20 protein-coding genes are annotated in these 20,517 nt (G+C 45.5%); 3 read left to right on the top strand and 17 right to left on the bottom strand.

Annotated features, from left to right (window positions below):
* Positions 1 to 63: 63 nt before the first annotated feature.
* From IM753_RS01685 to murG, 9 genes are all read right to left on the bottom strand, one after another.
* Positions 64 to 975, bottom strand: coding sequence for a D-alanine--D-alanine ligase (locus tag IM753_RS01685; protein WP_194108525.1), 912 nt, complete (start codon positions 973 to 975; stop codon positions 64 to 66).
* Between the two features lie 118 nt (positions 976 to 1,093).
* A complete protein-coding gene (locus tag IM753_RS01680) occupies positions 1,094 to 1,531 on the bottom strand; it encodes a type II toxin-antitoxin system VapC family toxin (protein ID WP_065255646.1) in 438 nt (145 codons plus the stop codon).
* Positions 1,528 to 1,794: a hypothetical protein gene (locus IM753_RS01675; protein ID WP_194108523.1), complete on the bottom strand. Its 267-nt coding sequence runs from the start codon at positions 1,792 to 1,794 to the stop codon at positions 1,528 to 1,530. Before IM753_RS01675 ends, IM753_RS01680 begins: the two co-directional genes overlap by 4 nt.
* A 3-nt stretch (positions 1,795 to 1,797) precedes the next feature.
* Positions 1,798 to 3,249, bottom strand: a complete 1,452-nt coding sequence (gene murC, locus IM753_RS01670) for a UDP-N-acetylmuramate--L-alanine ligase (protein WP_065255648.1) — start codon at positions 3,247 to 3,249, stop codon at positions 1,798 to 1,800.
* 47 nt (positions 3,250 to 3,296) lie between these two features.
* Positions 3,297 to 3,704: a DUF3427 domain-containing protein gene (locus tag IM753_RS01665; protein ID WP_065255649.1), complete on the bottom strand. Its 408-nt coding sequence runs from the start codon at positions 3,702 to 3,704 to the stop codon at positions 3,297 to 3,299.
* A 36-nt stretch (positions 3,705 to 3,740) separates the two neighbouring features.
* The gene (locus IM753_RS01660; RefSeq protein ID WP_065255650.1) at positions 3,741 to 4,265 is read right to left on the bottom strand and encodes a GNAT family N-acetyltransferase; all 525 of its coding nucleotides are present in this window, start codon (positions 4,263 to 4,265) and stop codon (positions 3,741 to 3,743) included.
* A 12-nt stretch (positions 4,266 to 4,277) separates the two neighbouring features.
* Positions 4,278 to 4,526: a hypothetical protein gene (locus IM753_RS01655; RefSeq protein ID WP_227713048.1), complete on the bottom strand. Its 249-nt coding sequence runs from the start codon at positions 4,524 to 4,526 to the stop codon at positions 4,278 to 4,280.
* The gene (locus IM753_RS01650; RefSeq protein WP_065255652.1) at positions 4,513 to 4,842 is read right to left on the bottom strand and encodes a type II toxin-antitoxin system RelE/ParE family toxin; all 330 of its coding nucleotides are present in this window, start codon (positions 4,840 to 4,842) and stop codon (positions 4,513 to 4,515) included. Before IM753_RS01650 ends, IM753_RS01655 begins: the two co-directional genes overlap by 14 nt.
* Complete coding sequence (gene murG / locus IM753_RS01645; protein ID WP_194108520.1) at positions 4,839 to 5,921, bottom strand: undecaprenyldiphospho-muramoylpentapeptide beta-N-acetylglucosaminyltransferase; 1,083 nt, start codon at positions 5,919 to 5,921, stop codon at positions 4,839 to 4,841. Before murG ends, IM753_RS01650 begins: the two co-directional genes overlap by 4 nt.
* Before the next feature lie 434 nt (positions 5,922 to 6,355).
* On the opposite strand from murG, the gene IM753_RS01640 reads away from it, so the two are divergent.
* Positions 6,356 to 9,376, top strand: a complete 3,021-nt coding sequence (locus tag IM753_RS01640; protein ID WP_227713047.1) for a DNA translocase FtsK — start codon at positions 6,356 to 6,358, stop codon at positions 9,374 to 9,376.
* Positions 9,377 to 9,697: 321 nt separating this feature from the next.
* Here the strand turns inward: IM753_RS01640 and IM753_RS01635 are convergent, their stop codons facing one another.
* Positions 9,698 to 10,879, bottom strand: a complete 1,182-nt coding sequence (locus IM753_RS01635) for a fatty acid desaturase (RefSeq protein ID WP_194108529.1) — start codon at positions 10,877 to 10,879, stop codon at positions 9,698 to 9,700.
* A 260-nt stretch (positions 10,880 to 11,139) separates the two neighbouring features.
* Between IM753_RS01635 and IM753_RS01630 the strand changes: the two genes are divergently transcribed.
* Positions 11,140 to 11,907 (top strand): TetR/AcrR family transcriptional regulator, encoded by a 768-nt coding sequence (locus IM753_RS01630; protein ID WP_065255655.1) that lies wholly within the window; start codon positions 11,140 to 11,142, stop codon positions 11,905 to 11,907.
* A gap of 100 nt (positions 11,908 to 12,007) precedes the next feature.
* Entirely contained in the window at positions 12,008 to 12,715 is a 708-nt protein-coding gene (locus tag IM753_RS01625) for a ParA family protein (protein ID WP_194108518.1), read from the top strand.
* Positions 12,716 to 12,804: 89 nt separating this feature from the next.
* On the opposite strand, the gene IM753_RS01620 is transcribed toward IM753_RS01625, so the two are convergent.
* From IM753_RS01620 to tsf, 7 genes are all read right to left on the bottom strand, one after another.
* Positions 12,805 to 14,190, bottom strand: a complete 1,386-nt coding sequence (locus tag IM753_RS01620; RefSeq protein WP_065255657.1) for an APC family permease — start codon at positions 14,188 to 14,190, stop codon at positions 12,805 to 12,807.
* Positions 14,191 to 14,716: 526 nt separating this feature from the next.
* On the bottom strand, positions 14,717 to 16,840 hold the full coding sequence (locus tag IM753_RS01615) for a PhoX family phosphatase (RefSeq protein ID WP_194108516.1): 2,124 nt from the start codon (positions 16,838 to 16,840) through the stop codon (positions 14,717 to 14,719).
* A 212-nt stretch (positions 16,841 to 17,052) separates the two neighbouring features.
* Positions 17,053 to 18,003: a glutathione synthase gene (gene gshB / locus IM753_RS01610; protein ID WP_194108515.1), complete on the bottom strand. Its 951-nt coding sequence runs from the start codon at positions 18,001 to 18,003 to the stop codon at positions 17,053 to 17,055.
* A 24-nt stretch (positions 18,004 to 18,027) separates the two neighbouring features.
* Entirely contained in the window at positions 18,028 to 18,492 is a 465-nt protein-coding gene (locus IM753_RS01605; protein WP_065255660.1) for a type II toxin-antitoxin system VapC family toxin, read from the bottom strand.
* Positions 18,489 to 18,728, bottom strand: coding sequence for a hypothetical protein (locus tag IM753_RS01600; RefSeq protein ID WP_065255661.1), 240 nt, complete (start codon positions 18,726 to 18,728; stop codon positions 18,489 to 18,491). The genes IM753_RS01605 and IM753_RS01600 overlap by 4 nt, the downstream gene beginning before the upstream one ends.
* An 8-nt stretch (positions 18,729 to 18,736) precedes the next feature.
* Positions 18,737 to 19,375 (bottom strand): orotate phosphoribosyltransferase, encoded by a 639-nt coding sequence (gene pyrE / locus IM753_RS01595; RefSeq protein WP_065255679.1) that lies wholly within the window; start codon positions 19,373 to 19,375, stop codon positions 18,737 to 18,739.
* Between the two features lie 109 nt (positions 19,376 to 19,484).
* Positions 19,485 to 20,363: a translation elongation factor Ts gene (gene tsf / locus IM753_RS01590; RefSeq protein ID WP_194108513.1), complete on the bottom strand. Its 879-nt coding sequence runs from the start codon at positions 20,361 to 20,363 to the stop codon at positions 19,485 to 19,487.
* Positions 20,364 to 20,517 lie beyond the last annotated feature (154 nt).

The following is a 20,517-nucleotide window of genomic DNA, read 5'->3' as shown; positions in this document are numbered from 1 at the left end:
TAGGTAGCTGTTTTTATATGAAGTCACTATTTATCTCGTTGTTTGTATTGCCTAACAAGATTATCATTGCAAGGTTTGTGCCAAAATCTTCACACACAAATCCGCAAATTCAATCCCTGCCTGCTTGGCTGCCATTGGCACAAGACTGTGGTCAGTCATACCTGGCACGGTGTTGATTTCTAGGACATATAGCTTGCCGTCATCGGATTTTAAGAAATCCACCCGAGACCAGCCACGACCACCCATGGCAGAAAAGGCACGTTTGGCAAGCTCGCCCATTTCACGCTCTTGCTCAGGCGTCAAGTCAGACGGGCATTGATATACCGTGTCATCACGCAGGTATTTGGCTTCATAGTCATAAAACTTGCCCTTGGGGATAATGCGAATGCTCGGCAACACCTCATCACCCAGTAGTGAACAAGCGTACTCGCCCCCTGTAATCGCCTTTTCTGCCAAAATCTCGCCATGATACTGTTTAAGCTTTGGGTACGCCTTTGCCAAACCACCCTCTTCTTCTATCATCATCACGCCCACGCTAGAGCCTTCAGAAGCAGGCTTGACAAATAACGGCAGGCCAAATTCACGCTCCACCGCTTCAAAATCACTATCATCATGCAAAACCACATAAGGCACGTTTGGCAAGCCTAGCGACTGCCACACCAAACGACAACGAAATTTATCCATGGCAATGGCGGATGCAAGCACGCCACAGCCTGTATAAGGGATATTGAAGCCATCAAGCACGCCTTGCAAACTGCCGTCTTCGCCAAAAGTACCATGTAGCACATTGAACACACGGTCATACTCACGCAATTTTGAAATGTCGGTCTCTTGTGGGTCAAAATGATGAGCGTCCACGCCTTTTGACAGCAGGGCATTTAGCACCGCCCTGCCACTATTTAAAGACACTTCACGCTCGGCACTAAAACCACCGCAAACCACGGCAACTTTACCAAATTTTGTTACATCGTTCATAAGTTTTTCCAAAATTAAATCAAACTGTAAGATGCGTACAACGCACCATTATTTAAAAATATGCCATTAAGGGTGCGTAATACGCACCTTACTCAAATTGCACAAAGTTAATTGTTGGTTAATTATCAAACCAATTTTCAATCATCAAACCGTCAATATATTTAAAATCGTCCACATTGCGAGTTACCAAAATGGCGTTATTAGCCAAGGCAATGGACGCAATTTGACTGTCGGCAAAAGACAAAGTTTTGCCTTTTGCTCGGCATTCGGCACGGATTTTGGCATGAATGTCGGCACATTCTTGGGTGTAGTGGTACATCGGTAAAGATAAAACATTATTAAAAAGAAAGGCAGAAATTCGCTCTTTCTTTTTAATTTCTTCGGCTTTAATATTATGCAAGCCATATAACAATTCATGCCAAACCGTAATTGCTAAAATCAACTGTTTATTTCTATCTTTGGCACATCGCTCAAATGTTTGCACAACGTTAATTTCAGGTTGTTTTTTGGTTAATTCTGAAAAAATATTATTATCAGGCAAAATTAACTGTTTCATTCAAAACTCACTTCTCGCCCAATATCATTTCTATCCTTGGTATCTGCCCAAGAATTATCATCATCCAAAAACATCTCACTTTTGTCATGCCAATTTTGCCACAATTCAAAAAAGTTTTGATTGGCATTCATTTCGTCTTTTTCAATTTCTGATTGAAATACATTTATCCAATCAATCATTTTTTGTTGGCGATTGATTGGTAATGATTGTATATAACCAATAACTTGATTGATATTTTGAATAGGCTGTGTTTGCATATTCACCCCCTATAAATATAAATTATTATCTCTCAGTTCCAAACAAATCTGCCCCACATTACCCGCCCCTTGCGTGATAAGTAGGTCATTGGCGTGTAGGGTAACTTTTAGCACTTGGGCGATTTGTTCTTTGTCATTGACACTTAGCACAATCGGCTCAACCTGCCCACGCTCACGCAGTGAACGAGCCAAATCGTTGCTACTCGCCCCCTTAATCGGCTCTTCGCCAGCACTGTACACATCAAGTAAAATCAGCTTATCCACCTGCGATAACACATTGACAAACTCACTAAAGCAGTCCCGTGTACGGCTGTAACGGTGTGGCTGAAACATCATCACCAAACGGCGGTCAGGGTAGCTTTGGCGTGCCGCCTTAATGGTCGCTTGCACTTCGGCAGGGTGATGACCGTAGTCATCAACGAGCAGGATATTTCCCCCGTCATGGCTTACGTCCGCTTGCTGTTCAAAGCGTCTGCCCACGCCTGCAAATTTACCCACCGCACGCACAATCGCCTCATCGTCCACGCCTTCATCGGTGGCTAGCGTAATCGCCCCCAAGGCATTTAGCACATTATGCTCACCGGGGATATTTAAGGTCAAGCGAAGCGGTTCACGGTCTTTGCGTAGCACGGTAAAATGCGTGCGAGTACCGTCCACCACCACGTCCACCGCTTGCACGTCATTATGCTCTTTAAAGCCAAAGGTCAGCACAGGGCGAGCAATGTCATCAATCATGCCGTATAGCTCATCGTCATCGCCACACACCACCGCCAATCCATAAAACGGCATATTATGCAAAAACTGAATGTAGGCTTGTTTTAGCTTGTCAAAACTACCGCCATAAGTATCCATGTGGTCTTCGTCAATGTTGGTAACAATGCTCGCCATAGGACGCAAACTCAAAAATGACGCATCAGACTCGTCCGCTTCCGCCACAAGGTATCGGCTACTGCCCAAAGACGCATTTTTGCCAGACGCATTCAATTTACCGCCAATCACATAAGTCGGGTCAAGCCCCGCTTCGGTCAGCATCATGGTAAGCAGACTTGTGGTCGTGGTTTTGCCGTGAGCCCCTGCCACCGCAATGCTATGGCGGTATCGCATAAGTTCGCCCAACATATCGGCACGGCGAACCACGGGCAGTCGGGCTTGCAGAGCGGTTTGAATCTCGGGGTTGGTTTTATCAATGGCGGACGACACCACCAGCACGTCAGCATTTTTGATATTGGATGAATCATGCCCGATAAACACCGTAATGCCTAGGCTCTCTAAACGCTTGGTAACCACGCTTTCTTTAATGTCCGAGCCTGTAACCGTATAGCCTTGGTTGGCAAGCACTTCGGCAATACCGCACATACCTGCCCCACCGATACCAACAAAATGCACGGTGTTAATCCGTCTCATTTCTGGGATTTCAATGAGTTGTTTGGGCAGGGTTTTGACGTTGGTTGAATTTGGCATAACTTTTTCTCTTTTTAGGTGTTAAATGGGTTGAATAAATGATTTTTTTAAATATCATCAACAATACGCCAAGTAATTTGAACTGGTTTCATGTCCTGATAAGATATTGCTTTAACTTTACCAAAATAAGTAAAATCATCTCTGTTGGCTTCACGATAAAATAGATTGATTGATGTTTTTGGGTTTAACAATTCTTGTATTTGAGATTGTCCCATTTTGGCATTGCTTTTTGCAAACCAGTATATTTCATCATCAGATAAAAACTTATTATCATAGTCATGACCCGTTCTGCCTTCTATGCCAATATTTACAAATAGATAATAGGCATTTTCAAACTTAAAATATCCAGTTGTATAAACCCCGCCCCGATGACCATTTTCATCTTTTGGCACGCCAATCAAATCCAAAACATCACTTCTTTTGTATTTTTTATTTAATTGAAAATTAGCAGTCATTTTTTAATCCATTTATACAAATAACGTAGATACCAATCAAAACCGATACATATAAACCGCATGGTTAATAATCTCACCATTGACGTTTTCATTATTGGCAATGATACCACAAAACTCAAATCCTAATCGCTCGGCAACTTGTCGGCTTGGGGTATTATGCTCGCCTGCCTTAATGTCCACCACGTCCATGCCATAGGTATGTTTGGCAATGTCCATAATCGCACGCACGGCAAGGGTCATAATACCACGCCCTTGATACTCTTGGTGTAGCCAATAGCCAATTTCCGCCTTTTTTAGATGATGATAAATGTTATTTAAACTCACCGCCCCGATGATTTTATCATCATAAATAATATGAGTATGAATGGCTTTATCATCGGCATATTGGTGTAAGGCAAATTTGACAAATTCACGATAGCTATTTTCGCTAAAATTATTCGCCCACGGGAGCCATTTACCCAAATAATCTTTTTGAGCATTGACAATATCATTCATTTGATTGGCAAATGATGAATGCACCAAGGTTAGGCTTAATGTGTCGTTGATTTTATGGTAAAACATTTTAATGTCCAATTAACCAAACTGAACACTTTTTTGATTGGTCATTACTTTGGCAATGGCACTGGCGATTAAATCGTTCAAACTTATCTCATTATTTTCTTTATCCAATTTGGTACGGGCTTTTTCAGCCACCAAAAAGGCTTGTTTGATATGCTCTACGCCACCGCCATTTGTCATTGCCATTTCAAGAAATAATTCAATATCTTCATGGCTTTGCATATAATCAACTGGGTCAAATTTTTTTAATTCACTCACTTTCATTGTCAATCTCCGATGATAACAATTTGGCTTTTTTAATATCATCTTGCTGGCTATCTTTATCGCCACCACACAGCAAAATAACTACCACGTTGCCACGAATAACATAATACACACGATAACCTGCCCCGTCATGAAATCTTAATTCATGAACACCACCACCGACTGAATTAATGTCGCCAAAAAATCCTTCATTTTCAATACGAAAAAGACGTTCAGCAATTTGCATTTTTACACGTCTGTTGCGTAATTTGCTTAACCAACGGTCAAATACAGGCGTACTAACAACCTGATAAGGAGTTAATGGGGTATCACTCATGCCTTAACCACACGCTCCACAATATCCGCCACTTGTATGGTCGTATCTGTTTTAGCAAAGGCTCGGGCGTTATTTGCCATATCTAGGCATTTTTGGCGGTCAAGATTGCCTAGAATCTCGGCAAGTTTTTCGCCCGACAGCTCGTTTTGGGGCAACAAAATCCCTGCCCCATGCTCGGTTAGGCTCTTGGCATTGGCGGTTTGGTGATCGTCCACAGCGTGCGGTAGCGGAATAAAAATCGGAGCAACACCCACACTGGCAATCTCCGTTACCGTCAAAGCCCCTGCCCGACAAATAATCACGTCCGCCCAACTGTACGCCTGTGCCATGTCATCAATAAACGGCATGACTTCAAACACATGACGGCTCGTGTCAATCCCTGCTTGCGAATAAGCAACCAACATGGCGTTGTGGTTGTCCTTACCGCATTGGTGTCGTACGGTTAGGGGCTTGTCCGACAGTTTTAAGAGTTCCACCACCGCTTCGTTAATGGCTTTCGCCCCAAGCGAACCGCCCACCACCAGCACCTTTAAAGGCGATGTGTCCGCCACGTCATAACGCTCGCTTGGCGGTGTGGTATTGATAATCGCATTGCGTACAGGGTTGCCCACCGTGATGAGCCTGTCGCCCATGCCACTAAATGCCCCGTCAAAGGCTTGTAGCACTTTTGCCGAATGGGGAGCTAGGGTCTTGTTACTCATGCCTGCAATGGCGTTTTGCTCGTGAATGATGAGCGGTTTGCCTGATAATTTGCTCGCCAATCCCCCCGGTACAGTAACATACCCGCCAAAGCCGATAACCACATCTATGTTGTTGTTTTTGATGATGTTTTTGCTTGCCATGACCGCTTTAAATAGCATAAAAGGGAGCTTAATCGCCCGAGCCAATCCCTTACCCCGAAGCCCCTGCATATCAATATGGTGCATGGTGTAGCCGTGTTTGGCGACAAGCTCGTTTTCCATGCCATTTGGCGTGCCAAGCCAATGCACCACCGCCCCACGAGTTGTCAGCTCGTCCGCCACCGCCAACGCAGGAAAAACGTGTCCGCCTGTACCTGCCGCCATAATCAATACATTCATCGTTATTCTCTAATTTAAAATTTAACCCCCTATTTTGTAACAAAATGGGGGAAATTACAAGGGGAAAATGAGTGGGTGGGGGAATTTTTCTACTATCTAATAGGGCATGTTGAACCTTTATAACACAACTTAAAATTTAGACATATTATGGAAATAAAATGATGTTTTTTGCATGAAAAACAGGAGATTTTTCTCATTTTCCATTACAAACACCAAAGGCAGGCACGCCCTAACTAATGCATTAATTTTACAGATTGTTATTTAAAATACAAATCATAAATGCATTATCATAACAAAACACTTATCACACCACCAAAATCACACGCTCTATTTTTATCCATCACAAACCATCATAAAAAATTTTGATAAACCCTGCCATTATCCGATATAATAGACGGCTTAAAATCCAAGCCATCCTAGCTCTAAACCCAATCATGAAAAAAATACTACAAAATCAAAAAATCGCCGAGTTCATCAGCCAAATGCCCATCATCAAACGTCTGTTTTTTAGCGTGTTTGGCACGATGGTACTTGGGTTTTTGTTTTTGTCTTTGTTATCGTACAACACCCTAGACCCCGCATGGTCGCATGTCGGCACACGAGAGCAAATCACCAACGTCGGTGGTTGTCTTGGGGCTTGGGTCGCGGATATTTTACATGTGTTTTTTGGTCATGGAGCATGGTGGCTGGTGCCGGTCATGGTCTACGAACTGGCACTTTTGTGGTGGCGACAGTCGCAGGTCATGTGGCAACTTCGGGTGCTTGCGTATGGCTTTTTGCTTGTTTGTATCAGTGGATTGCTGGCAAGCTACGGGGTGGTAGGTGAGCATAACGCTGGGCTGACGACGGGGGGTGTGGTCGGTTTTGAGTTGTATCAAGGCTTGGTGTTTCAATTTGGCAACATCGTCAGCGTCCTATTTTTACTTATCATCACCGCCATCGTAATGACGTTGGTCTTTGAAGTGCGTCCTGCGTTGCTATTTGGTTATTTCATGAATTGGCTGGACAACAATAAGTCCCCCACTCACACCAAGCCCACCGAGCCATCTGGGGACAATGATGCACTCTTTGAAGTCATAGAAAATGACACGCCTGCACACACGTCCACTCACCTACCCAATGATAACTTATCAGAGTTTTTACAGACATCAGGATTGCGTGATGAGATATTGGCAAACATCCAACAGGACAAACAAGACCAAGAACCGCAAGCAAGTCGTGTGGAGATTCATGCTGATGAAGTGGTGCTAAAAGTGGACAATCTTACGCTAGATGTTAATCAGCCAAGCAGTCAGCCATCGGATGATTTTTACAAAAATCATACAAAGCCGTTAGAATCCATGAATGACGATGAACTCATTGACATCTTAAATCATGATTCTGATGATATTACTAAGACCCCACCCAAAAGTAAACTCACCATCATCAACACGACTGACAACACCAGCACGTTTGATACACTTCCATCACAACCACCATCAGTCAAACCAACTGAAAGTGGTAACACCAACAAGACCCATCACGGCGATGTGACAGATTTTGATGTGGCACTTGACGATGAAGATGAGATTGATTTTGTTTATCAAAATAGCCAAACCAATCAAACCAAACACATCAGCCGTGATGACGTGTTCGCTGATGATTGGGCGGATTTGTCCGAGAGCCTACTGGGCTTGGGGGGCACCAATGACAAGTCCCTTGATGATAACGAAAACAACAAGGATGATAAAGCAAATGCCAAAAGCGAAGACGGCTTGAATGACAAGACAGAGCATGTAACATCAAGGCATACAACAGACGACACAACTCCCCCGCTACACCCTGATAACTTTACCCCCAAAAGACCCTTGCCTGTGGCACAGACCCCAAAACAGGCACATTTTAAAGGCACTAAGGACACGGACATAAGCACGGACAAAGACGTGGACACGTTAACTCCGCCACGCTCACGAGCGATGGACACGCTCACCCATCGCATGAGCCTATCGCCCATCCCTGAGCTGTCCATTCTAGACAAACCCGATGCAAATAAGCAGCCCAGCTATACCGAGCGAGAGCTACAACAGTTATCTGAGCTTTTGGAGATTAAATTAAGAGAGTTTAACATCAAAGCAAGTGTGGTCAGTGCCATGGTCGGACCCGTGGTAACTCGCTTTGAAGTGGAACTGGCGGCAGGCATTAAGGCAAGCCGAGTGACGGGGGCGGCACAGGATTTGGCACGGTCGCTTTCTATGGCGAGCCTGCGTGTGGTCGAAGTCATACCAGGCAAGCCTTATATCGGCATTGAAGTGCCCAACAAAAAGCGGGAGATGGTGCGACTCATCGAACTGCTAGATACGCCTGATTATAAAAACCCTGACAAGCAAATCGGTGTCGCCATCGGCAAAGACATCGGCGGTAAGGTGGTCATTGCCGACCTTGCCAAAGCCCCACACATGCTCGTGGCGGGTACGACAGGCTCGGGCAAGTCAGTTTTTGTAAACTCTATCTTGCTCTCCATACTCTTTAAATACACCCCTGATGAGCTAAAACTGGTCATGATTGACCCCAAACAGCTAGAACTTGCCAACTATGGCGACATACCGCACCTGCTCACGCCTGTGATTACTGACATGACCGAAGCGACCGCCGCCCTAACGTGGTGTGTGAGCGAGATGGAACGGCGTTATCAGCTCATGAGCTTACTGCGTGTGCGTAAAATCTCGGAGTTTAACAAAAAAGTGGTACAAGCTGAGATGTCAGGCGAGCCGATATTTGACCCGCTATGGCGAGCGGACGAAAATGTCAGCATCAAGACCGCCCCCAAGCTCAAGTCTTTGCCACTCATCGTCATCGTGGCGGATGAATTTGCCGATATGATTATGCAACTGGGCAAAACTGCCGAAGAGCCGATTGTTCGCCTTGCCCAAAAGGCTCGCGCCGCTGGCATTCATCTGGTGCTTGCCACTCAGCGTCCGACGGTGAATGTCGTCACAGGTCTGATTAAGGCGAATATCCCGTCCCGTGTCGCCCTACGAGTGAACTCAAAAGTGGACAGTCGTACCATCATCGAAGAAGGTGGGGCTGAGAACATGCTGGGCAATGGCGACATGATGTTCATCGGGCCAGGCGAGAACACTCCACGCCGTGTACATGGGGCATATGTTGATGATGATGAGGTTAACCGTGTCTGCGATGCGTGGCGTGAGCGTGGCAGTCCTGACTATATTGACCTGTCAAACAGCTACACCTTTGAAGGCGAAGGGTCGGGTGATGGACTGGGTAAGGGCGGTGATGATGAATATTATCATCAAGCGGTGACTTTTGTTATGGAAAGCCGTAAAGTCTCCATATCCAGTATTCAGCGTAAGCTGGGCATTGGCTACAACCGTGCTGCTCGTATCGTGGACATGATGGAAGAGGCAGGATTGGTCAGTCCGATGGATAATGCTGGTAAACGGCAGATTTTGATGTGATAAGATGACAATCTGCCTTGATTATAATACAAAAAAGAGCCTAGACATAGGCTCTTTTTTATGGCATTTACGGCAGTTCCCGTCAATGACGTAGCACTGGGTAGCTGACACCAGCCCCATTCCAGAAATGATGAGAGATAACCCAACAAACATTATCGCAACATCGGCACAATGGGAATTTTGGTATTATACCCTTATTTTTAAGTGATGGCAAATAATAATTTAGGGCGTACTCTCTGCTCTCCGATAATTTTTAAAAATTAAACTCTTAAAAAAGAGAGTAAACCTAAATTTACTCTCCTAATGGGTTAATCTGCCTAATCAGCCCTTAATAGCTTTACCTTTTAATTGCATAAAGGCTTGCTCTACACGTTCACTGTGGTCACGGATTTTTTGTTCCACTTGGGCGAACTGTTCTTTTAGGTATTCATCGGCTTCATGTAAGCGGTTGGCAAATTCGGTGCGTTTTAGCTCCATGGATTTGGCTTTTAGGGCGTGCCATTCTTCCACGGTATTGGTAAAGGCGTCGTATTCGGCAGTGATTTTATCTTTAAACATCATGAGCTTATCATCTAATGACAAATCCCCACCTGCAATGCGAGCTTCTGCACGTTTAAACTGCATGGTGACTTCGGCATGTTTGATGGTTAGGTCATCGACGGTTTTTAGCTCTTTGGCAAGACCGATTTTGGATAAGCCGGCGATGAGCCATTTGGTTGGGTCGTATTGCCACCATTTGACTCCGTTACGATAGTCGTATTGGAAATAATGATGGTAGTTGTGATAGCCTTCGCCCCAAGTAAAAATCGCCAAAATCGGGTTGTCACGGGCGGTGTTTTCATCGGTATAAGGGCGTGTGCCGAACATGTGGCACAACGAGTTGATAAAAAAGGTAAAATGATGGGTCAGCACCATACGCAGTAGCCCCACGATGATAAATGCCCCAAGCATGTCGCCAATGATAAGCCCGACAGCACTTAGGATGATGACATTGGTCAGCAGTACCCACAGTCCATAATGCTCATGTTGGTGTACCAGTACCTTGTCTTTTTTTAGGTCGGGGATGTTTTTATAGTCGTATTGACCGCTCGGGTATTTTTTTAACATCCACTGCATGTGGCTAAACCAAAAACCACGACGTGCCGAGTAGGGGTCATCATATTCATCATCGACATGGCGGTGATGGACACGGTGTCCCGAACACCAGTCAAAGGCAGAGCTTTGTACCGCCAAGGTCGCCCCGATGAGCAAAAAATATTTGACAACGGGGTGAGCTTCATAGGACTTATGGGCAAATAAGCGGTGGTAGCCTGCGGTGATGGACAGCCCCGTCCATGCCATAAACAGCGAAAAGGCAATCCACAGAGCAGGGCTGGTGTCATGTGTCCACAGATACCACGGCACCAAAATCAAGGCGAGCAAGGGCGTGCTGATGAGAAAAACAGCAGGCACCCAGTTGATGGGGGGATTTTCAAAATCTTGGGGGTTGTGTTTGGCAGTCATGGTGTTTTCCTGTGTTGCCTGTTTTGGTGCACTATTATACATGAATTTATCAAGGATGTGAACGCCCATGCACAAAAATTTATTAAAAATGAACATTTGTTAAGCCATAAGAAGTGATTGTTTTTTAATAATTTTTTATCAAAATTTTGGGAATGAATGGTGTGTGGCAGGATGGATGGTTTTAAAATATTTCACAATGTTTAAAATTTTGTTATAATTGAGAAGATTTTACATTTTTTGCCCACTCAGGGAATAAAGACATGAGCAGTCGTAAAGAACAGTTTGAGCACCGAGAACGGCAGATTTTGGCGACTGCTGAACAGTTGTTATTAGAATCAGGCGATTATGATTTGACCTTGGACAGTTTGGCACGCCATTTGGATTTGGCAAAGGGGACGTTGTACAAGCATTTTGTGAGTAAGGATGAGCTACTGTTACGACTGCTCATAGAGTACGAAAAACGCCTGTATGAGATGAATGCCATTGATGATGGGGCGGGGGCAGGCGTGGCTCGCATGGTGCTACAACTGCTTTTGCGTCCACAGCGAGCGATGATGTTTCACCACCTAGAAGACAAATTGTCATCGACCGCGTCAGGGCTAAACCGCCTGTTCGGTGAGTTGTATAAGATTCGCCGTGAACGCATGAAACGCATTTATGAAATTGCCGAGCGGTATCTGTCCGAACAGAACAGCACCATGGCGACCCGAGATTTTTTGGCAAGTATTTGGGCATTGGGGCAAGGTGGGGCAGGGCTGTTAAATTCCAGCTTTTATCAGCGTTATCTGGGCGACAGAGACACCTTAAAATATGCCTTTGTTGTGCAAATGCTGGACTTACCAAAACTTTACGCCCAAGACATTACCAAAGATGCTGTCAAAAATACCGACAAAGACACCAACCAAGACATTGCGGTCAAGTCATTGCCACAGACAGATGACGAGACGGACATCGCTCCCGCTAGCGATGAGCAAACCCCTGCCATTACCCCCAAGCTGATTAAGCCATTGACACCGCCTTTGGTGTGATGTCATTGGATTTATTACCTTATTATTGCATTGCATTTACCCCTAATTTTCGGTACAATCATTCATCACCAATAACCACACGACAATTAAGGATTAATGCATGCTCACCATTCTCACCGCCAACCAAAAAGGGGGCTGTGGCAAGACATCAATCAGTCTGACCCTTGCTGTCGCCTTGGCTCATGAAGGCTATCGGGTCGCCATTGCAGACGCTGACCCCCAAAAATCTGCCTTGCGTTTTTTAAAATATCGCCCCGATGATGTCACGCCCATTATGGGCATTGACTGGCGAGACAGTGACGACATTGGCGATTTGCCCAAAAAGATAAACAAAGCTAAGCCCGATGTTCTCATCATCGACGCCCCAGGGGCAGTGGCAGGCGAGCGTGCCGAACGGCTTATTGGCGAGTGTGATTTAATGTTTGTGCCAGTGTTGCCGTCCTTTTTTGACATAGACAGTACCAAGCGATTTTTAAAAAATATCGCCGACATCAAGCGAATCAGAAAAGGCAAAGTGGATGTTCATCTCATCGCCAACCGCATACGTCCACAGCTCATGGATGGGGGCATACCAAGCGACAAACTGTTGGCGATATTTGATGAGATAGGGCAACGCCCTTTGGCTTATATCAGTGAGAAAAGTGCCTACGCTCAGCTTGCTGATGACGCACTGACCATCTTTGACAAAACACAAAAGCCCTACCAAGACGCCAAAGGACAATGGCAACCGATATTAGCACTCATCAAAAATAAGCTCTCAGACAACGGCAAATGTGCAGACATGAGTACGGACGGCAGTTGGTTTTAGGTTTATTTGCCCTTTTTAATATTGGTTATTTGAATTTATCCCACAAAAAATCCCGCCATAAGACGGGATTTTTATAATTAACCAAAGAATTATACATCTTCTTCTTTGTATTGTGGTACAGGCTTTTTGAAGCCACCTGTCTTGATACCAAGCCAGATAAAGCCCAAGAACGCCCAGAACAGACCCACACCAAAGGTTGTGCTGTCCACTTCTAGCCACATCAAGAAAATACTGATAAAGCCAATCACAGGCACCACGACATAGCTGATGATTTGTTTGGGTGTATTAACCATCTTATCACGCACCGCATAGCGGAAAATGACCGATAGGTTTACAAAGCTAAATGCCGTCAATGCACCAAAGCTGATTAGGTTTACCACCGTCTCCAAACTAATAAAGCCTGCGGTCAAAGCCACACCGCCAGCAATCAGAATGTTATTGACAGGGGTCAAGAATTTGGGGCTTAGCTGACCGAAGATTTTGTTGCTAATCACGCCATCACGACCCATCACATACATAAGACGAGACACACCAGCGTGAGCCGAGATACCAGACGCCATCACCGTTACAATAGCAAAGCCTAACACAATCGCTTGGAACGCTGAACCGCCCACCAATAGCAGGATTTCGGCTTGGGTTTCGTCCACCGCCTCAAAGTACAGCTCAGGGTTACTTGGCAAATAAGTTTGCATGAAGTAAGCACTAACAACAAACACCGCACCTGCGATTAGGGTAGTCAAAATCATCGCTTTTGGCAGGGTATTTTTGACGTCTTTGGTCTCTTCGGCAAGGCTAGAAATCGAGTCAAAACCTGTAAACGAGAAACACAAAATGGTCGCACCTGTAATCAAAGCTCCCACCGAAGTCATCTCACTCCAAAACGGCTTTAAGCTCCACAGCTCATAGATGTCTTCTGGGTTGGTGTTGGCGGCGTATTGTGCCATTTGCAATTTGCTATAAATCAGATAGGTAAAGACGGCAATCACAAGCAGTTGCACCGCCACAATCCAACTGTTAAAGTAGGCAACGGTTTTTGAACCAAAGATATTAACCAGAGTCATCAGCCCCGTCAGACCAATCACCCACACCCAGTGGTTCACCGCAGGGAATAGGGCTTCAAGATACAGCACGGCAAGGATAATGTTTACCATCGGCGAGAGCAGATAATCCAGCCAGCTTGACCAGCCGACCATAAAGCCCATAGACGGGTTAATCGCTCTTTGTGTATAAGTGTAAGCTGAACCTGATGACGGATAGGCACGAATCATATGCCCATAGCTGATTGACGTGAGCAAAATGGCGAATAGTGCAAAAAGATAAGACATCGGCACGTGTCCACCACTATCACGGGAGACCATACCAAAAGTATCAAGCAAAGTCATCGGCTGAATATAAGCCAAACCAATGATGATGACGTGCCATAGACCAAGATTTCGCCGCAATTTTGCAGCTTGGGTAGTAACAGGTGTACTCAACGTAGAGTCCTCCAAAAAGCGTGCGTAAAACCGTAAACGCAAAACAGAGAAAAGGCGTTGGGGGTGCTAATACTGTTATCAAACGTACTTTTGGCAGATAAAATCTGTTAGCGGGCGTGTTTGAGATTTGATTAAGCTATCAACTCCGAGTTAAAAAACTGATTGACCGAAATGGCAATCTCTTTACAAATTTTTACAGACGTAAAAAAACGGCTAATTTTACCCCAAAAATTGACCCATGCCAATCAATTTTTTAAAAATCCAGCCATATTTAACAAGATTTTTGTAACATTGATGAGTTTTTAATCAAAAAAATCCCCATAAAAAATAAGGCTTTATTCTTCATCAAGATTATTCAAAAACATATGAAAGGTTAAAGCAGCCTGACTTGGACATTTTATAATACATTTGAAAAATTGGGCGGATTGGGCGGATTGGAAAATTGGAAAATTGGAAAATTGGAAAAATTACCCATTGCCAAAAAGGGAATGCAAAAACACCCCCTTTTTTGTTTATGTTAAACACCCTACCCGTCCAACGACTCCGCCAAAATCACGCCACCGTCTTTTTTGGTAATCACCACCGTGCCAGAACGTGGGGTTTTGCCCCCTGCCACCGCCCCAAACGTGCCTTCGGGGTGCTGAATGTTGATAAACAACGCCTTGCAATCAGGAGTCATGGTAATGCCTGTTACTTCGCACCCTTTTGGCCCGACAAAAAAGCGTTTTAGCGTGTCGGGCGTGGCTTTTGCCCCCATGTGGGTGGTTTTACCTGTGGTTGTGGAAAGAGTTGCCCCGTCTCCGATGTGGTTGGGCAGACTTGCCAGTAGCATACAGTTGGTCGTTTTGGTGTACGCTCCGTCATCGGTCTGAATCCACAGCACGCCACGGGGGTCAAAAAACAGCCCGTCAGGGGATGATAGGTCATTCTCGGCGGTCAAGCCTGATAGGTTTTGCTCGTGTTTGTCATGCGGGGACGCAAACAGATAAATGTCCCAGACAAACTTATCGCCCACGCCCCCTGCCGTCTCGGCAAAGCGAATGATATGCCCGTGCTGATTGCCCTTGCCGTCATAGCTTCTGGGGTTGGCTCCGTTCACGTCTTCTTCTTTACGCTTAGAATTGTTGGTCAAAGTTACATAAATCTCACGAGTTATGGGACTTACCGACACCCATTCAGGTCTGTCCATTTTGGTCGCCCCCACCCTATCGCCTGCCATACGAGCAAACACAGCAATCTCGGCATCGCTCTCAAAGTCGGCAAGCATGGGATTTTTCTTAGACAGCTCACGCCATTCGCCCGTGCCGTCATCGTGAAACACCGCCACAAACAGCGTGCCTTTATCCAGATATTTATCGCCCACCGCAAGCCCACCGCCCACATCGGCATTTGTCCATTTGGCATCGGAGACAAATTTATAAATGTACTCGCCCCGAGCGTCATCGCCCATATAAAACACAAGCGGTTCGCCTTCGTTTGGTGGGGCAAAGGCACAGTTTTCATGAGCAAACCGCCCCAAACTTGTGCGTTTGACTGCTTTGGCTTTTGGATTAAAGGGGTCAATCTCGGTAATATAGCCAAAAGTGTTAAAGGTGTGGCGATAATCGTCCGTGGCGGTTTTGCCTGCCTTGGCGGTGATATCCCAATGGTCAAACTCGCCTGCCTGCCCGTCTTTTGGCGTGTGCCAACTGTACGCAGGGTCGCCTATCGTGTCTTCTTTTAAGCCATATCGGGCAAGGCGTTTGTCGTTTTTGTCGCCGATGATACCCTTATCCGCCCCACGAGCGAACACGTTCAAAAAATTCTCTTCGGTCGTCAAATACGTCCCCCAAGGCGAAAGCCCCGCCCCACATTGGTTGTTGATACCCACGCTTGATAAGCCTTGTGGGTCAAGGCGTGTTTTGACAAATTCACTGCCCTTTGCCACGCCCGACAGTCGGGTTGGCGTGCCACTGGTGTAGCGTTTGTTAAAGGGTGAATCCTTGATGAGCTCATAGCCTGTGGGCGTGCGTTTGATTTCCACCACCGACACGCCATGAGCGTGAATCTCACGGCGAACGTCATTGGCAAGTCGTCTTTTTTGAAAAATCTTGGGGGCGGTGTCGTCTTGGTCGGAGTAATTTTCAATGGGATTTAGGTTTGAATTGGTGTATTCGTGGTTCATGGCAAGCAGTCCCCGCTCGGACACATCGGGGGCGTAACTGCCGTTTTTTAAGCCAAAAAACCACATACCGTCATGGTTGTCGCCCATGCGGTATTTAAAAGATTCGCCCACCACCATGCGGTCGTCCGTCCACTCGCCAAGTCCGCTCACAATGGGCGTACCCATGGGCAAAATCAGCTCGGCATGATAGCCGTCCGCCACAATCATGTCGCCCCCTGTGTAGTGGGGGACGGCGGTGAATTTTAGGGCGGTTGGGCGTTTTAGGGATTTGCCTGCATTGGTTGTCATTTTTGCACTGCTTGCCCCTGTGGCACAGCCCATAAGGGGCAATGAACCAAAGAAACTTGCGGTCATCAGCCCTGCTCCGCCCTTTAAAATGGAGCGTCTTTTGATGAGCATATTGGCAAATTCGGGGTTGTCGGTGGGATTTGAGTCTTCGATGATTTCGTCATCGTGGTCTAGGTCGGTGTTGCTGTGCAATGGCATGGCGTACTCCAAAGGTTATCAAAGTACGCATAGGATAAGGGGTTTTTATGACGGTTTTGTGAACGGCTTATGATAATTTAATGAAATTATGCCAAGATAAGACGGACAGACCGTCTTATTTTTTAAAACACCCAAAATGATATATTTATCTCATGAAATTGCAATTTGCCCCTACAAATCCACCCAAAGGGTTAGTCAATTAACAATACCCTTTATTTTACCAAACCTTCAATAAACTCAATAAAATCCACTGCAATGGTTGTGCCACATTGTTCATCAATCTCACGCACGCACGTTGGCGATGTTACGTTAATCTCGGTAATTTTTGCTCCTATTAGGTCAAGCCCCACAAAATACAAGCCTTTTTCCACCAACACGGGGGCGACTTTTTCGGCAACGGCTCGTTCGGCGTCTGTCAGTGGCATGGCAACACCACGACCGCCCGCCGCCAGATTACCCCGAGTCTCGCCCCCTTGTGGGATACGAGTCAAACAAAATGGTACGACTTTACCGCCAACAATTAGCACTCGCTTATCGCCGTCTTTAATCTCGGGCAGGTATTTTTGAGCCATAATAGGCAAGGTTCCCAGTTGGGTCAGCATCTCCAAAGTTGAACCGATGTTTGGGCTGTCTGCCGTCAAACGAAAAATCCCCATACCGCCCATGCCGTCAAGCGGTTTGACAATCACATCTTTATGCTCATTGATAAATGAACGAATGTGCAACTGCCTAGCAGTAACAATGGTCGGACTCATCAGCTCGCTAAACTGCGTGGCAAAGAGCTTTTCATTACACGCACGCACCGAACTTGGGTCATTTGCCACCAACACGCCTGCACGCTTGGCGTATTCTAACAGGTGCAGAGCGTATAAAAAATTCATGTCAAAAGGCGGGTCTTTACGCATCAAAATCACGTCAAATTCTGTGGCTTTGACGGTTGTTTTTTGGCTAAGTTGATAAAAATCATCAGGATTTTTAAAGACTTCCACGTCCTGCTTATCCACACACAGCTCGCCCTTGTCAAGCCACAAATCATGAATGCCACAATACGCCAAGCCATGCCCACGCTCGGCTATCGCCCACATCATCGCAAGGGAGGTGTCTTTTTTGTAGTTAATGGTGGCAATATCGTCCATGACGATAAGAAAGTTGAGTTTTTTCATTAGATTTTCCAGTTTAAAAAATGGTTAAAAATGTTTAAAAATACCACGCCACTCCGTCAACGCACAGACATTGCCATGCTTGTTGGCTTTGGCGATGTGGCGAGTGTCGGCACTCACAAACGTGATGTTGCGATTGATTGCCATTGCTTGATAAATGCTGTCATACATGGACGGATAGCCACTTTTGGTATTGCCGTCTTGGCAAATTTTGGTCGCCAGTTGCCAGTCGTCAAAGTCAGGCACTTGTAACACCAAATTGGTCGCCCGATAATCCGCCAGCAACGCCAATATCTCATTTAACTCAATGTGCAATCGCACACAAACCGAGATAACTTCATAATCAAAAAGTGTCGGAGCAACGATTAAAATATCGTGAGCAATGCAATAATCCAAAAGGTCAAAAGCCAGCGGACTGTCGTGTTCAGCGTGTAGCAGTTTGACAAAAACATTGGCATCAATCACCACACTATCAGCAAAATGAGATTTCACACCTGTCCACCTTGTCGCAACTGATAAATCATATCTGTGGTAGAAATGCCGTCAGGTGCGTTAGCGGATTGGCGTAGCGTTTGCATTTTTTTAAGCAGTTTTTCCTTGTTGATTTGATAAATTTGTTTGGCAAGCACTTCGCTAACAAACTCTGATTGCTCATCAAAAAGCACAAGTTCGTCCAACTGCTTGGCAATGCTTTCATCAATCACAAACGTTCTCTCAACCACTGCCATAACACCCCCTATACGCCATATTGCTCACGGTAGGCTTGCATTTTTGCCAAATGCTCAGTCTCGCCTTTATCTTGCAAAAAGCCAATAATATCATCAATATCCACCAAGGCAAACACAGGCACGCCAAAATCATCTTTAATCTGCTGAACCGCCGAACGCTCGTCCTGCCCACGCTCTTTGCGGTCAAGGGCGATGACAATCCCTGCAAGGCTCGCCCCTGCACCCTTTAAAATCTCAACCACTTCACGCACAGCCGTCCCTGCGGTCATGACATCGTCAATCACCCACACCGATTTGCCCGACAAGTCCGCTCCGACAAGGTTGCCCCCTTCGCCATGCGTTTTGGCTTCTTTGCGGTTATAGCCCCAAGCGGTATCAATGCCATGCGAACGCCACAAGGTCTGAGCCGTGGTCGCCACAAACGGAATGCCCTTATATGCCGCCCCAAAAATCGTGGGATTATCGCCCAACTGTTTTGCCAAAATATCGGCATAGCCATTTGAGAGCATATCCAACGCCTTACCGCTTGACAGTAGCCCTGCATTAAAAAAATAGGGACTAACACGCCCTGATTTTAGGGTAAATTCGCCAAATTTTAAAACGCCATAATCAAGCAGTAGCTGAATAAATTCGTTTTTGTTAAACATAAAAATCTCCGATAAATAATCTCTATTGTACTCTGTTTTTGACAAATTTCCCAAATTTTTTACAATAAAAAACGCACCGAATAGTGCGTTTTTTATCATCAAAGAGTGATTAACCTTGGGCGGCAGCTTGAGCGGCAGCAACTTCAGCAGCGAAGTCTTCTTGCTTTTTCTCAATGCCTTCGCCAACTTCTAGGCGTTTGAAGCTGATGACAGTGGCGTTTTCGGCTTTTAGGACATCGCCAACTTTTTTGTCGTTGTCAATGACATAAGGCTGGTTGACCAAAGTAACTTCGTTTAGGTACTTTTGGATACCGCCAGTGATCATCTTCTCAATGACCGTCTCAGGCTTACCAGATTCTTTGGCCTTGGCTTCAATAATGTCCTTTTCACGAGCTAGGATGTCAGCAGGCACGCTCTCTTCGTTTACCGCCAATGGATTAAAGGCAGCCACTTGCATGGCAACAGACTTACCAAGTTCTGACGAACCACCATCCATAGACACAACCACACCGATACGCAGACCATGACGGTAAGCGGCTAGGTTGGCACCTTCGATGACTTCGGCACGGCGAACTTGTACGTTCTCACCGATTTTTTGTACTAAGGCAACACGAGCTTCTTCTACGCTCACGCCATCTTCATAAGATAGTGCAGAGATGGTTGCTACATCCGTGGTGTTGTTTGCTAGGGCAAGCTCAGCGACTTTGTTGGCAAATGCGGTGAAATTTTCATCTTTGGCAACAAAATCAGTTTGGCAGTTTACTTCTAGTAATAATGCTTTATCGGCATTTTGAGTGATAATAATGGTACCGTCAGCAGCAATATTTCCTGCTTTTTTGGCAGCTTTGGCCTGACCTGATTTACGTAGATTATCAATGGCAAGCTCAATATCGCCACCAGCTTCTTCTAGGGCTTTTTTACATTCCATCATACCAAGACCAGTACGGTCACGGAGTTCTTTTACAGTTTTTGCAGATATTTGAGACATGGTTTCTTACCTTTTGTTTGGTGATGATTGAATTAAATACAATAACTTGCATACACAGCAAATTATTGATTGGGCAATGCTCCTCATTTTATCCTATATTAGCACATGACAACAATCACATGCTGGGCTTAAAATGAACAGCAAAGCCCAGTAA

It is taken from the genome of Moraxella sp. K127 (assembly GCF_015223095.1).
Taxonomy (GTDB): domain Bacteria; phylum Pseudomonadota; class Gammaproteobacteria; order Pseudomonadales; family Moraxellaceae; genus Moraxella.
The sequence above is the reverse complement of the archived record's forward strand: the minus strand, read 5'-3'. Positions and strand labels throughout refer to the sequence as shown.

Bases quoted from the DNA above. Each gene is read 5' to 3' on its own strand.
- murG (WP_194108520.1), bottom strand. From the start codon at position 5,921: ATGAATGTATTGATTATGGCGGCAGGTACAGGCGGACACGTTTTTCCT.
- IM753_RS01685 (WP_194108525.1), bottom strand. From the start codon at position 975: ATGAACGATGTAACAAAATTTGGTAAAGTTGCCGTGGTTTGCGGTGGT.
- IM753_RS01660 (WP_065255650.1), bottom strand. From the start codon at position 4,265: ATGTTTTACCATAAAATCAACGACACATTAAGCCTAACCTTGGTGCAT.
- IM753_RS01615 (WP_194108516.1), bottom strand. From the start codon at position 16,840: ATGCCATTGCACAGCAACACCGACCTAGACCACGATGACGAAATCATC.
- tsf (WP_194108513.1), bottom strand. From the start codon at position 20,363: ATGTCTCAAATATCTGCAAAAACTGTAAAAGAACTCCGTGACCGTACT.
- IM753_RS01600 (WP_065255661.1), bottom strand. From the start codon at position 18,728: ATGGCAGTGGTTGAGAGAACGTTTGTGATTGATGAAAGCATTGCCAAG.
- IM753_RS01650 (WP_065255652.1), bottom strand. From the start codon at position 4,842: ATGAGTGATACCCCATTAACTCCTTATCAGGTTGTTAGTACGCCTGTA.
- IM753_RS01680 (WP_065255646.1), bottom strand. From the start codon at position 1,531: ATGAAACAGTTAATTTTGCCTGATAATAATATTTTTTCAGAATTAACC.
- IM753_RS01630 (WP_065255655.1), top strand. From the start codon at position 11,140: ATGAGCAGTCGTAAAGAACAGTTTGAGCACCGAGAACGGCAGATTTTG.
- gshB (WP_194108515.1), bottom strand. From the start codon at position 18,003: ATGAAAAAACTCAACTTTCTTATCGTCATGGACGATATTGCCACCATT.
- IM753_RS01655 (WP_227713048.1), bottom strand. From the start codon at position 4,526: ATGAAAGTGAGTGAATTAAAAAAATTTGACCCAGTTGATTATATGCAA.
- IM753_RS01625 (WP_194108518.1), top strand. From the start codon at position 12,008: ATGCTCACCATTCTCACCGCCAACCAAAAAGGGGGCTGTGGCAAGACA.
- IM753_RS01665 (WP_065255649.1), bottom strand. From the start codon at position 3,704: ATGACTGCTAATTTTCAATTAAATAAAAAATACAAAAGAAGTGATGTT.
- IM753_RS01640 (WP_227713047.1), top strand. From the start codon at position 6,356: ATGAAAAAAATACTACAAAATCAAAAAATCGCCGAGTTCATCAGCCAA.
- pyrE (WP_065255679.1), bottom strand. From the start codon at position 19,375: ATGTTTAACAAAAACGAATTTATTCAGCTACTGCTTGATTATGGCGTT.
- murC (WP_065255648.1), bottom strand. From the start codon at position 3,249: ATGCCAAATTCAACCAACGTCAAAACCCTGCCCAAACAACTCATTGAA.
- IM753_RS01635 (WP_194108529.1), bottom strand. From the start codon at position 10,879: ATGACTGCCAAACACAACCCCCAAGATTTTGAAAATCCCCCCATCAAC.